Annotated in this window: 15 protein-coding genes; 7 read left to right on the top strand and 8 right to left on the bottom strand. The window is 73.3% G+C overall.

What is annotated here, in order from left to right; genetic code table 11:
• Window positions 1-97 precede the first annotated feature (97 nt).
• Genes ACZ7H1_RS12330 through pdhA form a run of 3 tightly spaced genes read right to left on the bottom strand, consistent with a single transcriptional unit; the run spans window position 98 to window position 3542 of the window.
• Window positions 98-1408, bottom strand: a complete 1311-nt coding sequence (locus ACZ7H1_RS12330) for a dihydrolipoamide acetyltransferase family protein (RefSeq protein WP_470785936.1) — start codon at window positions 1406-1408, stop codon at window positions 98-100.
• Window positions 1408-2409 carry an alpha-ketoacid dehydrogenase subunit beta gene (locus ACZ7H1_RS12325; protein ID WP_470785935.1) on the bottom strand — a complete coding sequence of 334 codons (1002 nt, stop codon included), beginning with the start codon at window positions 2407-2409 and terminating at the stop codon, window positions 1408-1410. The genes ACZ7H1_RS12330 and ACZ7H1_RS12325 overlap by 1 nt, the downstream gene beginning before the upstream one ends.
• Window positions 2409-3542, bottom strand: coding sequence for a pyruvate dehydrogenase (acetyl-transferring) E1 component subunit alpha (pdhA, locus tag ACZ7H1_RS12320; protein ID WP_470785965.1), 1134 nt, complete (start codon window positions 3540-3542; stop codon window positions 2409-2411). Before pdhA ends, ACZ7H1_RS12325 begins: the two co-directional genes overlap by 1 nt.
• 192 nt (window positions 3543-3734) lie before the next feature.
• Here pdhA and ACZ7H1_RS12315 point away from each other — a divergent pair, with 192 nt between their 5' ends.
• A complete protein-coding gene (locus ACZ7H1_RS12315) occupies window positions 3735-4283 on the top strand; it encodes an Lrp/AsnC family transcriptional regulator (RefSeq protein WP_470785964.1) in 549 nt (182 codons plus the stop codon).
• 63 nt (window positions 4284-4346) lie between these two features.
• Here ACZ7H1_RS12315 and ACZ7H1_RS12310 read toward each other — a convergent pair whose 3' ends face one another.
• Window positions 4347-4937 carry a TetR/AcrR family transcriptional regulator gene (locus ACZ7H1_RS12310; protein ID WP_470785934.1) on the bottom strand — a complete coding sequence of 197 codons (591 nt, stop codon included), beginning with the start codon at window positions 4935-4937 and terminating at the stop codon, window positions 4347-4349.
• Window positions 4937-6448, bottom strand: coding sequence for a 3-hydroxyacyl-CoA dehydrogenase (locus tag ACZ7H1_RS12305; protein ID WP_470785932.1), 1512 nt, complete (start codon window positions 6446-6448; stop codon window positions 4937-4939). The genes ACZ7H1_RS12310 and ACZ7H1_RS12305 overlap by 1 nt, the downstream gene beginning before the upstream one ends.
• A 192-nt stretch (window positions 6449-6640) precedes the next feature.
• On the opposite strand from ACZ7H1_RS12305, the gene paaN reads away from it, so the two are divergent.
• Window positions 6641-8323, top strand: coding sequence for a phenylacetic acid degradation protein PaaN (paaN, locus tag ACZ7H1_RS12300; RefSeq protein ID WP_470785930.1), 1683 nt, complete (start codon window positions 6641-6643; stop codon window positions 8321-8323).
• A gap of 15 nt (window positions 8324-8338) precedes the next feature.
• Here the strand turns inward: paaN and ACZ7H1_RS12295 are convergent, their stop codons facing one another.
• The 3 genes from ACZ7H1_RS12295 to ACZ7H1_RS12285 are packed head-to-tail and all read right to left on the bottom strand — an operon-like array spanning window position 8339 to window position 11256.
• Window positions 8339-9142, bottom strand: a complete 804-nt coding sequence (locus tag ACZ7H1_RS12295; RefSeq protein WP_470785927.1) for a TrmH family RNA methyltransferase — start codon at window positions 9140-9142, stop codon at window positions 8339-8341.
• Window positions 9143-9151: 9 nt separating this feature from the next.
• Window positions 9152-10420 carry an HTTM domain-containing protein gene (locus tag ACZ7H1_RS12290; RefSeq protein WP_470785926.1) on the bottom strand — a complete coding sequence of 423 codons (1269 nt, stop codon included), beginning with the start codon at window positions 10418-10420 and terminating at the stop codon, window positions 9152-9154.
• Window positions 10417-11256 carry a DUF5819 family protein gene (locus tag ACZ7H1_RS12285; protein ID WP_470785924.1) on the bottom strand — a complete coding sequence of 280 codons (840 nt, stop codon included), beginning with the start codon at window positions 11254-11256 and terminating at the stop codon, window positions 10417-10419. Before ACZ7H1_RS12285 ends, ACZ7H1_RS12290 begins: the two co-directional genes overlap by 4 nt.
• A gap of 190 nt (window positions 11257-11446) precedes the next feature.
• On the opposite strand from ACZ7H1_RS12285, the gene paaA reads away from it, so the two are divergent.
• Genes paaA through paaE form a run of 5 tightly spaced genes read left to right on the top strand, consistent with a single transcriptional unit; the run spans window position 11447 to window position 15010 of the window.
• A complete protein-coding gene (gene paaA / locus ACZ7H1_RS12280; protein WP_470785922.1) occupies window positions 11447-12427 on the top strand; it encodes a 1,2-phenylacetyl-CoA epoxidase subunit PaaA in 981 nt (326 codons plus the stop codon).
• The gene (gene paaB, locus ACZ7H1_RS12275) at window positions 12424-12711 is read left to right on the top strand and encodes a 1,2-phenylacetyl-CoA epoxidase subunit PaaB (RefSeq protein WP_470785920.1); all 288 of its coding nucleotides are present in this window, start codon (window positions 12424-12426) and stop codon (window positions 12709-12711) included. The genes paaA and paaB overlap by 4 nt, the downstream gene beginning before the upstream one ends.
• Window positions 12708-13433: a 1,2-phenylacetyl-CoA epoxidase subunit PaaC gene (gene paaC, locus ACZ7H1_RS12270; RefSeq protein WP_470785918.1), complete on the top strand. Its 726-nt coding sequence runs from the start codon at window positions 12708-12710 to the stop codon at window positions 13431-13433. Before paaB ends, paaC begins: the two co-directional genes overlap by 4 nt.
• The gene (paaD, locus tag ACZ7H1_RS12265; RefSeq protein ID WP_470785917.1) at window positions 13427-13921 is read left to right on the top strand and encodes a 1,2-phenylacetyl-CoA epoxidase subunit PaaD; all 495 of its coding nucleotides are present in this window, start codon (window positions 13427-13429) and stop codon (window positions 13919-13921) included. Before paaC ends, paaD begins: the two co-directional genes overlap by 7 nt.
• Complete coding sequence (gene paaE, locus ACZ7H1_RS12260) at window positions 13922-15010, top strand: 1,2-phenylacetyl-CoA epoxidase subunit PaaE (RefSeq protein WP_470785915.1); 1089 nt, start codon at window positions 13922-13924, stop codon at window positions 15008-15010.
• Window positions 15011-15108: the final 98 nt, after the last annotated feature.

Genomic DNA, 15108 nt, shown 5'->3' with positions numbered 1-15108 from the left:
CCCCCCCCCCCCCCCCCCCCCCCCCCCCCCCCCCCCCCCCCCCCCCCCCCCCCCCCCCCCCCCCCCCCCCCCCCCCCCCCCCCCCCCCCCCCCCAGGTCACAGGGAGCGCAGCAGGACGGCCGGGGACTCGATGCAGTCCGCGACGTACCTCAGGAAGCCGCCCGCCGTACCACCGTCGCAGACCCGGTGGTCGAACGTCAGCGAGAGCTGGACCACCTGACGGACCGCCAGCTCGCCCCGGTGCACCCACGGCTTGGGCACGATCCGGCCGACGCCCAGCATGGCCGCCTCGGGGTGGTTGATGATCGGCGTGGAGCCGTCGACCCCGAACACCCCGTAGTTGTTCAGGGTGAAGGTGCCCCCGGTCAGGTCCGCCGGGGACAGCTTCCCGGTCCGGGCCAGGTCCGTCAGCCGGGCGAACTCCGCCGACAGGGCCTCGGGGTTCATCGTGTGCGCCTCGCGCACCACGGGGACCACCAGACCGCGCTCGGTCTGGGCGGCGAAGCCGAGGTGCACCGAGGGCAGCCGGACGATCTCCCGGGCCTCGGTGTCCACGGTGGAGTTCAGCTCGGGGTACTTGGCCAGTGCGGCCGTGCAGATCCGCGCGAGCAGGGCCAGGACGGAGATCTTGGGCCCGCCCACGGCGTTCATCGCGGCCCGCGCGGACATCAGCTCGGTGGCGTCCGCGTCGACCCAGCACGTCGCGTCCGGGATCTCCCGGCGGCTGCGCGACAGCTTCTCGGCGACCGCGCCCCGCAGCCCCTTGAGCGGGATCCGCTCGCCGGCCTGCGTACGGGAGGCGGCGGCAGGTGCCGCGACCGGTGCGGGCGCGGGGGCCGACAGGGCGGCCTCGACGTCGGCCCGCATGATCAGGCCCTCGGGCCCGCTGCCCGTCAGCGCCCGCAGGTCGATGCCGTTGTCCCTGGCGAGCTTGCGGACCAGCGGCGAGATGACCGCCACCGGCGCCGAAGCGACCGCCACCGGGGCCGCAGCGGTCACGGCGGCAGCAACGGGGGCCGCCGGGGCCGCGGCGGCAGGACGGATCCGGCGGCGCCGGGCCGGACGGGAGTGGTCCGTGCCGTATCCGACCAGGACGTTGCCCGAACCGGAACCCGAGTCCGCGTCCGCATCCGGTGCGGCGCCCGCGTCCGTCCCGGAGGCCGTGCCGACCGCCACCGTGATCAGGGGCGCGCCCACCGGCAGTTCCGTGCCCTCCTCGCCGAAGCGGGCCGTGACCACGCCGCCGTACGGGCAGGGCACCTCGACCATCGCCTTGGCCGTCTCCACCTCGACGACCGGCTGGTCCACGGCGACCACGTCGCCGACGGACACCAGCCAGCGCACGATCTCCGCCTCGGTGAGACCCTCGCCGAGGTCGGGCAGCTTGAACTCCAGCACCTGAGGCATCAGTTCTCCCACTGAAGGCGGGCCACGGCGTCCAGGATCCGGTCCACGCCCGGCAGATGGTGCTTCTCCAGCATCGGCGGCGGGTACGGGATGTCGAAGCCCGCCACGCGCAGCACGGGCGCCTCCAGGTGGTGGAAGCACCGCTCGGTGATCCGGGCGGCGATCTCCCCGCCCGGGCCGCCGAAGCCGGTCGACTCGTGCACGATCACCGCGCGCCCGGTCCGCCGGACGGCCGCCGTGACGGTCTCCTCGTCGAACGGCACCAGCGAGCGCAGGTCCAGCACCTCCAGGTCCCAGCCCTCCTCGCGGGCGGCCTCGGCCGCCTCCAGGCAGACCGGCAGCGAGGGGCCGTACGTGATGAGCGTGGCACTCGTGCCGGGGCGACGCACCACCGCACGGCCGATCGGGCCGACCTCCGCCGGCGCCTGCGGGTTCCAGTCGGCCTTGGACCAGTACAGCCGCTTGGGCTCCAGGAAGATCACCGGGTCGTCCGAGGCGATCGACTCCCGCAGCAGGCCGTACGCGTCCTCGACCGTCGCCGGCGTGACGACGTGCAGCCCCGGGGTCGCCATGTAGTACGCCTCGGAGGAGTCGCTGTGGTGCTCGACGCCGCCGATCCCGCCGCCGTACGGCACGCGGATCGTGATCGGCAGCGGCATCGCGCCCCGGGTGCGGTTGCGCATCTTCGCGACGTGGCTGAAGAGCTGCTCGAAGGCCGGGTAGGCGAAGGCGTCGAACTGCATCTCGACCACCGGGCGCAGCCCGTACATCGCCATGCCGACCGCGGTGCCGAGGATGCCGGCCTCCGCGAGCGGGGTGTCCGTGCAGCGGTCCTCGCCGAATTCCTTCGTGAGCCCGTCGGTGATCCGGAAGACCCCGCCGAGGGCCCCGACGTCCTCGCCCATCAGGTGGACCGTCGGGTCCTCGGCCATGGCGTCGCGCAGCGCGCGGTTGAGCGCCTGGGCCATCGTCGCGGGCTTGGCCGTCGTCGCCGTCGCCATCACTCGGTCTCCGCTTCGAGCTCGGCACGCAGCAGGGCCGCCTGCTCGCGCAGCTGGCCGGTCTGCTGCGCGTACACATGGGTGAAGAGGTCCATCGGGTCCAGCAGCGGTTCGGCGTTCATCCGGTCGCGCAGGGCGGCCGCCATGGTCTCCGCGGCCTCCTTCGCCGCCTCGATCGTCTGGTCGTCGAGGTGACCGCGCGCGGTCAGCTCGCGCTCCAGCAGCTGGATCGGGTCGTGCGCGCGCCAGGCCTCGACCTCGGCGTCGGTGCGGTACCGGGTGGCGTCGTCGGCGTTGGTGTGCGCCTCCATCCGGTACGTCACCGCCTCGATCAGGGTGGGGCCGCCGCCCGCGCGGGCCTTGCGCACGGCCTCGGCCAGGACCTCGTACACCGCGGCGATGTCGTTGCCGTCGACCAGTCGGCCGGGCATGCCGTAGCCGACGGCCTTGTGGGCCAGGGAGGGGGCCGCGGTCTGCTTGGCCAGCGGGACGGAGATCGCGAAGCCGTTGTTCTGGACGAGGAAGACCACCGGGGCCTTCCAGACGGCGGCGAAGTTCAGCGCCTCGTGGAAGTCGCCCTCGCTGGTGCCGCCGTCGCCGACCATGGCGAGCGCTACCACGTCGTCGCCCTTGAGCCGGGCGGCGTGGGCCAGGCCCACCGCGTGCGGCAGCTGGGTGGCGAGCGGGGTGCTCAGCGGGGCTATCCGGTGCTCGCGGGGGTCGTACCCGGTGTGCCAGTCGCCGCGCAGCAGCGTCAGGGCCTGCACGGGGTCGAGGCCGCGGGCCACGGCGGCCAGGGTGTCCCGGTAGCTGGGGAAGAGCCAGTCCTGCTCCTCCAGGACGGCGGCGGCGGCGATCTCGCACGCCTCCTGCCCGACCGTGGAGGGGTAGACGGCCAAACGGCCCTGCCGCGTCAGTGCGGTGGCCTGGGCGTTGTACCTGCGGCCGCGGACCAGCTCGGCATACAGGTGCCGCATCAGGACGGGGTCGAGGCCGTCCGCCGCCGGCGTGCCGAGCACGCGGTGGGGCTCGGCGTCCGGGAGCAGCGGTGCGGCGTCGATGCGGGGCCTCCAGGCAGGGGGCGGGGTGGGGCGGTAGTCCGCTCCGGCACCGGGCAGCTCTTGGACCGTCATGGCGGCGTACACCTCCTCGTGGGAAGCGGGCAGGGTGGCGCGCGGTGTGAGGCGCCTCACCTACCGATTGTTCGGTCGTGGACGCATTTTGGCTACAGGCGGCTTCAGGCTGTGGACAAACGGATATCCACAGCCTGAGATAGGCGCAGGACGTCCAAGAGAGGGAGGCAGGGGGCAATGACCGATGAACAAATGGCCGCGGCGGGCAGTGCCGGCCAGCACGCCGTGGATCCCCCGAGGCCGCCGGCCCTGCCGCCCCGGCCCCTCGATTCGATCGACCGCGCGATCATCCAGCTGCTCCAGAACGACGGGCGCGCCTCGATACGGTCCGTCGCCGAGCAGGTCCACGTGTCCCGCGCGAACGCCTACGCGCGCATCAACCGGCTCATCGACGACGGGGTGATCCGCGGCTTCACGGCGCGGGTCAACCACGAGCGGGCCGGCCAGGGCGCCTCCGCCTACATCACCTTGAAGATCGTCCAGAACTCGTGGCGGACCGTGCGCGAGAAGCTCCGCGAGCTACCGGGCGCCGCGCACATCGCGCTGGTCAGCGGTGATTTCGACGTCCTGCTGCTGGTCCACACGCCTGACAACAGGACCCTGCGGGAGCTGGTCCTCACCAAGCTCCAGGCCATCCCGGAGGTGCTGTCCACCCGCACCCTGCTGGTGTTCGAGGAGACCGACCTGGCGGCCGACCCCGGCACGCCGCGTCCCCCCGGCCTCGGCCCCGAGGCCCCCTGAGGGCCAGGGCCAGGGCCAGGGCCGGCGGGCGGCCCCGGGGAGCCGCCCCGCCCCGCCCGGACCCTAGGAGGTCCGCAGCCCGTCGAAAGCCATCCGTACGACGGTCTCGGCCACCGTCTCGGGGTCCGCACCGCCGTCCGGGTGCGGCCGGTACCACTCGACCAGCGAGTTCACCATGCCGAACAGGAGCCGGGTGGCCACCCGGATGTCCACGTCCGCGCGCAGGTCTCCGTCGGCGACCGCCGCGGTCAGCAGGTCCGCGACCCGGTGGTCGAACTCCCGGCGCCGCTCCAGCGCCCACCGCTCGGTACGGGTGTTCCCGCGCACCCGCAGCAGCAGCGTGACGTACGGCAGCTCGCCGACCAGCACCTCGACGGTGCGCCGGGTGACGTACTCGACCCGGTCTACGGCCCGGCCGCGGACGGCCCCCGGCTCGTCGAGGACGGCGAAGAGCCCGTCGAGGGCCCGGCTGACGGCGCGCCGCAGCAGCTCTTCCTTGCCGGCGACGTGGTGGTAGATGGACGACTTGGAGATCCCGGCGGCCTTGGACAGGTGCTCCATCGACGTGCCGTCGTAGCCGCGCTCGTTGAAGACCTGCACGGCCACGGTGAGCAGGGTCTCGGGGGTGTACGTGTCCCGCTTGACCGTCGTCATCACGCGTCCCCGTCCGCAGGGCCGTCGGCGTAGCCCAGCCGGAAGAGGGCGAGCGAGGGGGCGTAGCGGCCGCCGGGGCAGCGCTCGTCCAGGTGGTGCAGGAGGTCGTACGCCCAGTCCCGCCCGAGCCGGTCGTGCCATTCGCCGGGGCCGAGGGGGTAGTTGACGCCGAGCCGCATGGCGGTGTCGATGTCCTCGAAGGTGGCCGTGCCCTTGGCGACGGCGTCGGCGGTCAGGTCGATCAGCATGGCGACGGTACGGGCGACGATCATGCCGGGGACGTCCCCGATGACGCTGACCTTCTTGCCGAGCTTCTGGAACAGGCCGACGGCCTCGGCCAGGGTCTGCGCGCTGGTGTCCGCGGAGGCGGACAGGGCGATCCGGCCGGCGGTGCGGTAGTCGAGCGCGAGGTCGAAGTAGACGACGTCGGTGAACTCCACGGACGTCTTGCCGTCCGCGAGGACGAGCTGCCCGTCCCCGGGCAGCTGGATGTACGGGCCGCCCGTCCCGGCCGTGGCGACGGTGATCCCCGCCTCCTCCATCATCTCGGCCAGCACGTCGGCGGGACCGAGGTCACCCACGACGGTGACGTGCTCGGGGGCCTCCTCGGGGCCGGCCGTGTGCGGGACGGGCGCGTCGGCGGAGGGCTCGTAGCCGTACCAGCCCCGGCCGGACTTGCGGCCGAGGCGGCCGGACTGCACCAGCCGCCGCTGGGCGAGCGAGGGGGCGAACTTGGGACTGCGGAAGAAGGACTCCCAGACCGAGCGGGTCACGGCCTCGTTGACGTCCTGGCCGATCAGGTCGGTCAGCTCGAACGGGCCCATCCTGAACCCGCCGCTTTCGCGCAGCACGGCGTCGATGGTGGCCGGGTCGGCGCCCTGCTCCTCGTACACCGCGAAGGCCTCGGCGTAGAAGGGGCGGGCGATGCGGTTGACGATGAAGCCGGGGGTGTCGGCGCAGCGGACCGGGGTCTTCCCCCAGCTCAGGGCCGTCTCGACGAGGGACTGGGCGGTCTCGGGGGCGGTGGCGGAGCCGCTGACGACCTCGACGAGGGGCAGCAGCGGCGCCGGGTTGAAGAAGTGCAGGCCGAGGAACCGGCCGGGGTGCTTGAGGCCGGCGGCGAGCTCGGTGACCGAGAGGGAGGAGGTGTTGGTGGCGAGCACGCAGTCCGGTGCGACGACGTCCTCGAGGGCCGCGAACAGCGCCTGCTTGACGGCCACGTCCTCGACGATCGCCTCGACGACGAGGCCGGCGCCGGCCAGGTCCACGAGGCCGCCGGCCGCACCGATCCTGCCGTTCGCGGCCTCCGCCTCGGCGGCGTCGAGGCGGCCCTTGGCGGCCAGCCGGTCCACCCGGTCCTGCACGGACCGCACGCCGGCGGCCGTGCGCTCGCCGTCGGTGTCGTACAGCAGCACGCTGTGACCTGCGAGAAGGGCGACCTGGGCGATGCCCTGGCCCATCGTTCCGGCGCCGATGACCGCCACGGTGCGGGACCGCTCGATTCCTGTCATGACCCCGATCCTCTCGCATGACGTGTCCACAAGGGGCCGCAGGCCCTCTTGTCCCGACCGATCGTTCGGTTACTCTAACTCCAGTCTGCTCTGCCGACCCTGCTCTTGCCTGATCCGGTACCGGCCCCCCGGCCCCGGTCCCAGGCCGCACCCAGCCCGATCTTGCCCGGCTCAACGAGGAGTTGGTCCCTGATGGCCGCCGAGCTCACCGTCCCCCAGCTGTCCGAGAAGCACCGGCCCACCCTCGACCAGGCCCTGGCGGCGATCCGCACCCGCGCCTACTGGTCCCCGCACCCCGAACACCCCAAGGCCTACGGCGAGAGCGCCCCGGCCGACGGCCTGGCGGCCCACGAGGCCGTCCGCGGCACCCGCCTGGACCTCGGCCAGCCCGGCACGGACGGCTGGGCAGGCGGCGAGGTGTCCCCGTTCGGACCCGAGCTGGGCGTCGAGTACCCGCACGTCGACCCGGACGTCCTGCTGCCCGCCATGAAGGCCGGCACGGCCGCCTGGCGCGACGCGGGCCCCGAGACCCGCGCACTGGTCTGCATCGAGATCCTGGCCCGCATCGGCGCCCGGACCCACGAGTTCGCGCACGCCGTCATGCACACCAGCGGCCAGGCGTTCATGATGGCGTTCCAGGCGGGCGGCCCCCACGCCCAGGACCGCGGCCTGGAGGCCGTGGCCTACGCGTACGAGGAGCAGACCCGCGTCCCGGGCTCCGCCGACTGGTCCAAGCCGCAGGGCAAGCGGGACCCGCTGGAGCTGGGCAAGACCTTCACCGCCGTCCCGCGCGGCATCGCGCTGGTCATCGGCTGCAACACCTTCCCGACCTGGAACGGCTACCCGGGCCTGTTCGCCTCGCTCGCCACCGGCAACCCCGTCCTGGTCAAGGCGCACCCCCGGGCCGTGCTCCCGCTCGCCCTGACGGTGCAGGTGGCCCGCGAGGTGCTCGCCGAGGCGGGCTTCGACCCGAACCTCGTCGCGCTGGCGGCCGAGCGGCCCGGCGAGGGCATCGCCAAGACCCTGGCCCTCCGCCCCGAGATCAAGATCATCGACTACACCGGCTCCACGGAGTTCGGCGACTGGCTGGAGACCAACGCCCGCCAGGCCCTCGTCTACACGGAGAAGGCCGGCGTCAACACCGTCGTCATCGACTCCACCGACGACTACAAGGGCATGCTGTCCAACCTGGCCTTCTCGCTGTCCCTGTACAGCGGCCAGATGTGCACCACCCCGCAGAACCTCCTCATCCCGCGCGACGGCATCGACACCGACGCCGGCCGCAAGTCGTACGACGAGGTCGTCGCGGACCTCGCGGCCTCCGTGGGCGGCCTGCTCGGCGACGACGCACGGGCGAACGCCCTGCTCGGCGCCCTGGTCAACCCGGGCGTGAAGGAGCGCCTGGAGGCGGCGGCCGGTCTGGGCGAGGTCGCCCTCGCCTCGCGCGAGGTCGTCAACCCGGAATTCCCGGACGCGGTCGTCCGTACGCCCGTGCTGGTCAAGCTCGACGCGGCCAAGCCCGACGACTCGGCGGCGTTCATGTCCGAGTGCTTCGGCCCGGTGGCCTTCGCGGTGGCGGTGGACTCGACCGCCGACGCCCTGGACCTGCTGCGCCGTACCGTGCGCGACAAGGGCGCCATGACGGTCGGCGCGTACACCTCCTCCCCGGACACCGAGCGTGCCGTCGAGGAGGTCTGCCTGGAGGAGTCCGCGCAGCTCTCCCTGAACCTCACCGGCGGGGTGTACGTCAACCAGACCGCAGCCTTCTCCGACTTCCACGGCTCCGGGGGCAACCCGGCCGCCAACGCCGCTCTGTGCGACGGGGCGTTCGTGGCCAACCGCTTCCGGGTGGTTGAGGTCCGCCGCCAGGCGTAGCGCAACGGCAGACCCTCAGGGGAGGTCCGGCTCCGCGGCCGGGCCTCCCCAGTGGAAGAGCGTCATGGCCACGCTGGTGGCCAGGTTGTAGCTGGAGACCTGCCGGCGCATCGGCAGGGACACCAGGTGGTCGGCGCGGGCCCGCAGCTCCGGCGAGATGCCGTGGCGTTCCGAGCCGAAGGCGAGCACGGCGTCGTCGGGCAGCACGAAGGAGCGGATGCTCTCGCCCTCCGGGTCCAGCGCGTACAGCGGCCCGGGCGGCAGCTCGTCGAGGGAGACCCGCTCCACGGCCGTGGCGTAGTGCAGCCCGGCCCCGGCGCGGACGACGTTGGCGTGCCAAGGGTCGAGGTCGCCGGTGGTGACCACGCCCGTGGCCCCGAAACCCGCCGCCAGCCGCACGACCGCGCCCACGTTGCCCAGGTGGCGGGGGTTGTCGAGGACGACGACGGGCGCCGGCCGGTGCGGCGCGGCGAGGGCCGTCAGGTTCGCGGCCCGGTCCGGGCGGGCGGCCAGGGCTGCCACGCCGGTGGGGTGGACCCGCAGCAGCAGCTCGTGCAGCACCTGGGCGGGCACCTCGCGTACGGCCGCCAGGGCCGCATCGGCGACATCGGGAGCCAGCTCCGCCGCCAGCCTCAGCAGCGCGCCGCGGTCGTCGGCGATCCCGATCCGCACGTCCGCGCCGAAGCGCAGGGCGTGCTTGAGCGCGTGGAAGCCGTCCAGGAGCACGGCGTCGCCCTCCGCCGCCTCCCGCCACCGCAACACGGTCTCCGCGACCTCTCCGCCGTCCCCGTGCCCGTACGTCCCGTCGCGCTCGCTCATCCCCCCACCCTATGAGCCGACGGCCGCCCGGGGCGGTACGGGCAGCTCGGCCCCGGCGTCCGGCGCCGTCTCCGGCGCGGGACCGTCCCCGGCACGGCGGCCGCGCCCCGGCAGGGGCAACCGCCCGCGGACCGCGCCCGCCCGGGCACCCAGCCACAGCAGGAACGCCGTCGGGAGGAAGACCGCGTCCGCGGCGATCATGGCGAGCGAGAAGAACGGCAGGCCGAGGACGACGGCGATCGCCGCGTGCTCCAGGATCATCACGGCCAGCAGGACGTTCTTGACCCGCCGGTTGAACAGCGTGAACGGGAACGCCACCTGCACGGCGACCGTTCCGTACGACAGGAGCATCACCATCACGCCGCTGGCGGCGAGCAGCTCCGACAGGGCGGGCCACGGCGCGAAGTAGTCGAGGTGGAGCGGGTAGTAGAGCGCGGTGCCGTCCTGCCAGCGGGAGCCCTGGACCTTGTACCAGCCGGCGGTCGCGTAGATCAGGCAGACCTCCGCCATGATGATCAGCAGGGCGGCGTTGTGGACGAGGTTCCCGATGACGTCGAAGAGCGCCCGGGCCTCCCCGCGCGGCTCGATGCGGTCGACCACCCACCACACGGCGTGCGCCGTCCACAGCGCGGAGAAGAGCATGATCAGCGCGCCGCCGGTGGCGCCCTTCCCGGCGGTGACGACGAGGACGGCGCCCAGCACCGCCCACAGCAGCGGCCCGGCCAGGTCGCGGGGCGGCGCCGTGCCGTCCACGGCGGCGCGGGCGGTACGCTCCGCCCGCCGGGCGTCCAGCGACCACACCCGTGCGCACCGGGTCAGGACCAGGTAGAGCGCCATGAGGTGGATGACGTTGTCGCCGCCGTCGCCCATGAAGACGGATCGGTTCTGCAGGGACAGCACGCCGATCATGAAGAAGACGGACGTGGCCCGGGTGCGCCAGCCGAGCATCAGCAGCGCACTGGAGAGCACGGCGAGGGCGTAGACCAGCTCGAACCACGGGGCGCCCTCGCCCCACAGCAGCACGGTGAAGGCGTTGTTGGAGGCGATCAGCCGCTCGGCGAGGTCCCAGCTCCAGGGGCCGTCGGGCCCGTACAGCTCGTGGCGGTGGGGGAACTCCCGGAGCAGGAACAGCAGCCAGGTCGCGGAGAAGCCGATGCGTATGACCGCGCTCTGGTACGGACCGAGGGCCTGGCCGGTGACCTTCTGGACGGCGTGCGCGAGGCGGGCCCTCGGCGCGCGGGCCGCGGTCGGCGACGGGGCGGATTCCGGCGTGCTCATCGGTCTGCCTCCGTCACGGTCCACCAGGGCAGTTCCCGGTAGTAGGTCTTGGTGTCGGTCGTCTCGCCGCTCCACGGCGGCGCGGCGACGGACGCGGTGGCCGAGCGGAGCTGGATCCGCAGGACCTCCCCGGCGGGGGCGCCCGGGGCGGGCACGGCCAGCCTGCGCACGACGATCCGCCGCAGGTAGGCCTCGGACAGCTCGCCGCGGTCGCCGGTGGCGCGGTTGCGGTCGTCGTGGGAGCCGGTGAAGAAGTCCCAGGCGCGGCGGAGCTCGTTCTGGTCGACGTGGCTGGGCAGCGGGTTGTGGCGGATGGCCGCGCCGTCCTCGGCGGACAGGTCGCGCCAGGTGGTGGTGACCCGGTCGCCGCCGGCGGTGCGGACCTGGGCGCGCACCTCGACGGCGATGTTCTGCTGGAGCGGGTTGGGGGCGAAGAGCTTCCAGTTCTGTTCGAACTCGGGGTAGACCCAGTCGTCGACCGTCGTGCCGTGCTGCTTGCTCAGCGTGTTCGACGGGGCGACGTGCAGGAAGACCATCGACAGGTGCCAGCAGGCGGCGACGGCGACGGCCGCGAGGGCGAAGGCGGCGGCGATCCGGTACGGGCGCGAGAGCCCGGCGATCCCGGGCTGCCGGGCCGCACCGGGCCCGTCCGCGGCGTCCGCGCCGCCGTCTGCTGCGTCCGCGGCGCCGGCCGTACGGGCCGCGGGGATGTCCGCCGTGACGCCCTGGGCGGGGTCCGCCGCGAGGCCGGCGGGGCCGGTCGCACGGCCGGCCGCACGGCCTTCCGGAAGGCCGTCCGCGGGGCCGGCCGCGGCGTCGTGCTCGTTCGAATCCATCCCCACCCGATCCTCATCCGCCCCACTGAGCCGTCCACAGAGGTTGACACCCTACGGGCCGTCGTCTCACCATTGAAGAGCATGGACCGAACGATCGGTCGGTAGGCCGGTCCCGGCACTCGGCCCACGACCGGACAGCACTCGGCAGCACTCGGCGCAGGACTCGGCAGGAAGCGGGCAGGGGGCCAAGATGGTGGCAACGACCCAACACGCGGCGGACGCGGCGGTCGGGCAGGTGCCGGACCCGGCACTCGTCGCGGCTTTCGACGCGGCCGTGGCGGCCGACGAGCGCGTGGAACCGCGCGACTGGATGCCCGACGACTACCGCGCCACCCTGGTCCGCCAGATGGCACAGCACGCCCACTCCGAGATCATCGGCATGCAGCCGGAGGCCAACTGGATCACCCGCGCGCCCTCGCTGCGGCGCAAGGCGATCCTGATGGCCAAGGTCCAGGACGAGGCGGGACACGGGCTGTACCTGTACAGCGCCGCCGAGACCCTCGGCACCAGCCGGGACGAGCTCCTCGACAAGCTGCACGCCGGGAAGCAGAAGTACTCCTCGATCTTCAACTACCCCACGCTGACCTGGGCCGACGTCGGCGCCATCGGCTGGCTCGTGGACGGCGCGGCGATCACCAACCAAGTGCCGATCTGCCGCTGCTCGTACGGGCCCTACGCCCGCGCGATGGTGCGGATCTGCAAGGAGGAGTCCTTCCACCAGCGCCAGGGGTTCGAGCTCCTGCTCGCCCTGTCGCAGGGCACCGAGGCCCAGCACGCCATGGCCCAGGACGCCGTGAACCGCTGGTGGTGGCCCTCGCTGATGATGTTCGGCCCGCCGGACGACGAGTCCTCGCACTCGGCCCAGTCCATGGCGTGGAAGATCAAGCGGCATTCGAACGACGAACTGCGCCAGCGGTTCGTGGACATCGCGGTACCGCAGGCCGAAGCCCTCGGCCTGACCCTCCCCGACCCCGACCTGCGGTGGAACGAACAGCGCGGTCAGCACGACTTCGGCCGGATCGACTGGACGGAGTTCTGGGAGGTCCTCAAGGGCAACGGCCCGTGCAACGAGCAGCGGATCGAACAGCGCCGCAGGGCCCACGAAGAGGGCGCCTGGGTGAGGGACGCGGCGGCTGAGTACGCCCGCAAGCACGGAGGGGTGAAGGCATGAGCACGTCGGAATGGCCGCTGTGGGAGGTGTTCGTCCGCTCGCGGCGCGGGCTCTCGCACACGCACGCGGGCAGCCTGCACGCACCGGACGCGGAGATGGCGCTGCGCAACGCCCGCGACCTCTACACCCGGCGCAACGAGGGCGTCTCGATCTGGGTGGTCCCGTCCACCGCGGTCACCGCCTCCTCGCCCGACGAGCGCGACCCCTTCTTCGCCCCGTCCGCGGACAAGCCGTACCGCCACCCGACGTTCTACGAAATCCCCGAAGGGGTGCGACACCTGTGACCACGACGGTGAACGGCGCCGCGCTCGCCCTGGGGGACGACGCCCTGGTCCTCGCACAGCGCCTGGGCGAATGGGCCGGCCACGCCCCCGTGCTCGAAGAGGAAGTGGCCCTCGCGAACATCGCGCTGGACCTGCTCGGGCAGGCCCGCATCCTGCTCTCCCTCGCCGGCGACGAGGACGAGCTCGCCTACCTGCGCGAGGAGCGGGAGTTCCGCAACCTGCAACTGGTCGAGCAGCCCAACGGCGACTTCGCGCACACCATCGCCCGCCAGCTGTACTTCTCCGTGTACCAGCACCTGCTGTACACGGAGCTGGCCGCCGGCGACGGCCCGTTCGCCCCGCTGGCCGCCAAGGCCGTCAAGGAGACCGCGTACCACCGCGACCACGCCGAGCAGTGGACCCGGCGGCTCGGCGACGGCACCGAGGAGAGCGCGGCCCGCATGCAGGCCGCCCTGGGCGCCCTGTGGAAGTTCACCGGCGAGATGTTCCGGCCGGTCGACGGCCTGGACCTCGACGCCGCCGCCATGGAGGCCCTGGAGACCGACTGGCTCGCATCGGTCACCGAGACCGTGCAGCAGGCCGGGCTGGCGCTGCCCGAGGGCCCGCGCACCGGCGCCTGGGCCGCGGGCGCCGGCCGCCAGGGCCTGCACACCGAGTCCTTCGGCAGGATGCTCGCCGAGATGCAGCACCTGCACCGCAGCCACCCGGGGGCGACATGGTGACCTCAACGCGCCTCGAAGAGGAACTCGCCGCACTCGCCGGTTCCGTACCCGACCCCGAGCTGCCGGTCCTCACCCTCACCGAGCTCGGCGTGATGCGCGGGGTCCGGATGCTGGGCCCCGGTCGCGCGGAGGTGTCCCTCACCCCCACGTACACCGGCTGCCCCGCCATCGAGGCGATGTCCGCCGACATCGAGCGGGTCCTCGTCGACCACGGCATACCCGACGTGTCGGTGCGCACCGTGCTCTCCCCGGCCTGGTCCACCGACGACATCACCGCCGAAGGCCGGCGCAAGCTCGCCGAGTTCGGCATCGCCCCGCCGCGGCCGCACGCCGCCGAAGGCCCCATACCGCTCACGCTGTCCGTGCGCTGCCCGAACTGCGGCTCCACCGACACCGAGCTGCTGAGCCGTTTCTCCTCCACCGCCTGCAAGGCACTGCGGCGCTGCGTCACCTGCCGCGAACCGTTCGACCACTTCAAGGAGTTGTAGATGGCTGCGGCCCGCCACGGCGCGTTCCACCCGCTCAAGGTCGCGGCGGTCGACCGGCTCACCGACGACGCCGTGGCCCTCACCCTCGAGGTGCCCCCGCAGCTGCGCCAGGACTACCGGCACCTGCCCGGCCAGCACCTGACGCTGCGCAAGGCCGGCCCCGACGGCACCGAGGTCCGCCGTACGTACTCCATCTGCTCCGCCGCGCCCGGCGCCGACGGCCCCGCCTTCCTGCGGGTCGGCGTGCGCCTGGTGGAGGGCGGCGAGTTCTCCACGTACGCCCACAAGGACATCTGCGCCGGGGACGTCCTCGACGTGATGGTCCCGGCCGGCCGGTTCGTCCTCGAACCCCGCCCCGGGCACTACGCCGCCGTCGTCGGCGGCAGCGGCATCACGCCCGTGCTGTCGATCGCCACGACCCTGCTGGCCGCCGAGCCCGAGGCCCGGTTCTGCCTGGTCCGTGCCGACCGCACGGCGGCCTCGACGATGTTCCTCGAGGAGGTCGCCGACCTCAAGGACCGCTATCCGCAGCGCTTCCAGCTGGTCACCGTCCTCTCCCGCGAGGAGCAGGAGGCCGGGCTGCCGTCCGGCCGCCTCGACCGGCAGCGGCTGACCGGGCTGCTGCCCGCGCTGCTCCCGGTCGACGAGGTCGCGGGCTGGTACCTGTGCGGGCCGTACGGCCTGGTGCAGGGCGCCGAGGAGGCCCTGCGCGGCCTGGGCGTCGACCGCACCCGGATCCACGAGGAGATCTTCCACGTCGCCGACAGCGAGGGCGCCCGGACCGCCCCCGCGGCCCGCCCGGCCGCGGCCACGGACTTCACGGTCACCGCGAAGCTCGACGGGCGCTCCGGCAGCTGGCCGGTCCAGGACGGCGAATCCCTGCTGGACGCGGTGCTGCGCAACCGCGCCGACGCCCCGTACGCCTGCAAGGGCGGCGTGTGCGGCACCTGCCGGGCCTTCCTGGTGTCCGGCGAGGTCCGGATGGACCGCAACTTCGCCCTGGAGGAAGAGGAGACCGAAGCGGGCTTCGTCCTGGCCTGCCAGTCGCACCCGGTGACCGACGCGGTGGAAATCGACTTCGACCGCTGACGGCACCGCAGCCACCCGGTCCGCGGGACCGCACCCGCACCCGCACTCGTCCGCCCGCGCCGCGCCGCGCCCTGTCCAATTACAGGAACCTGTTCTAT

The sequence above is a fragment of the Streptomyces sp. NPDC037401 genome (assembly GCF_055602345.1).
Note: the sequence above shows the minus strand (reverse complement) of the source record. Positions and strands in the feature narration are given on the sequence as shown.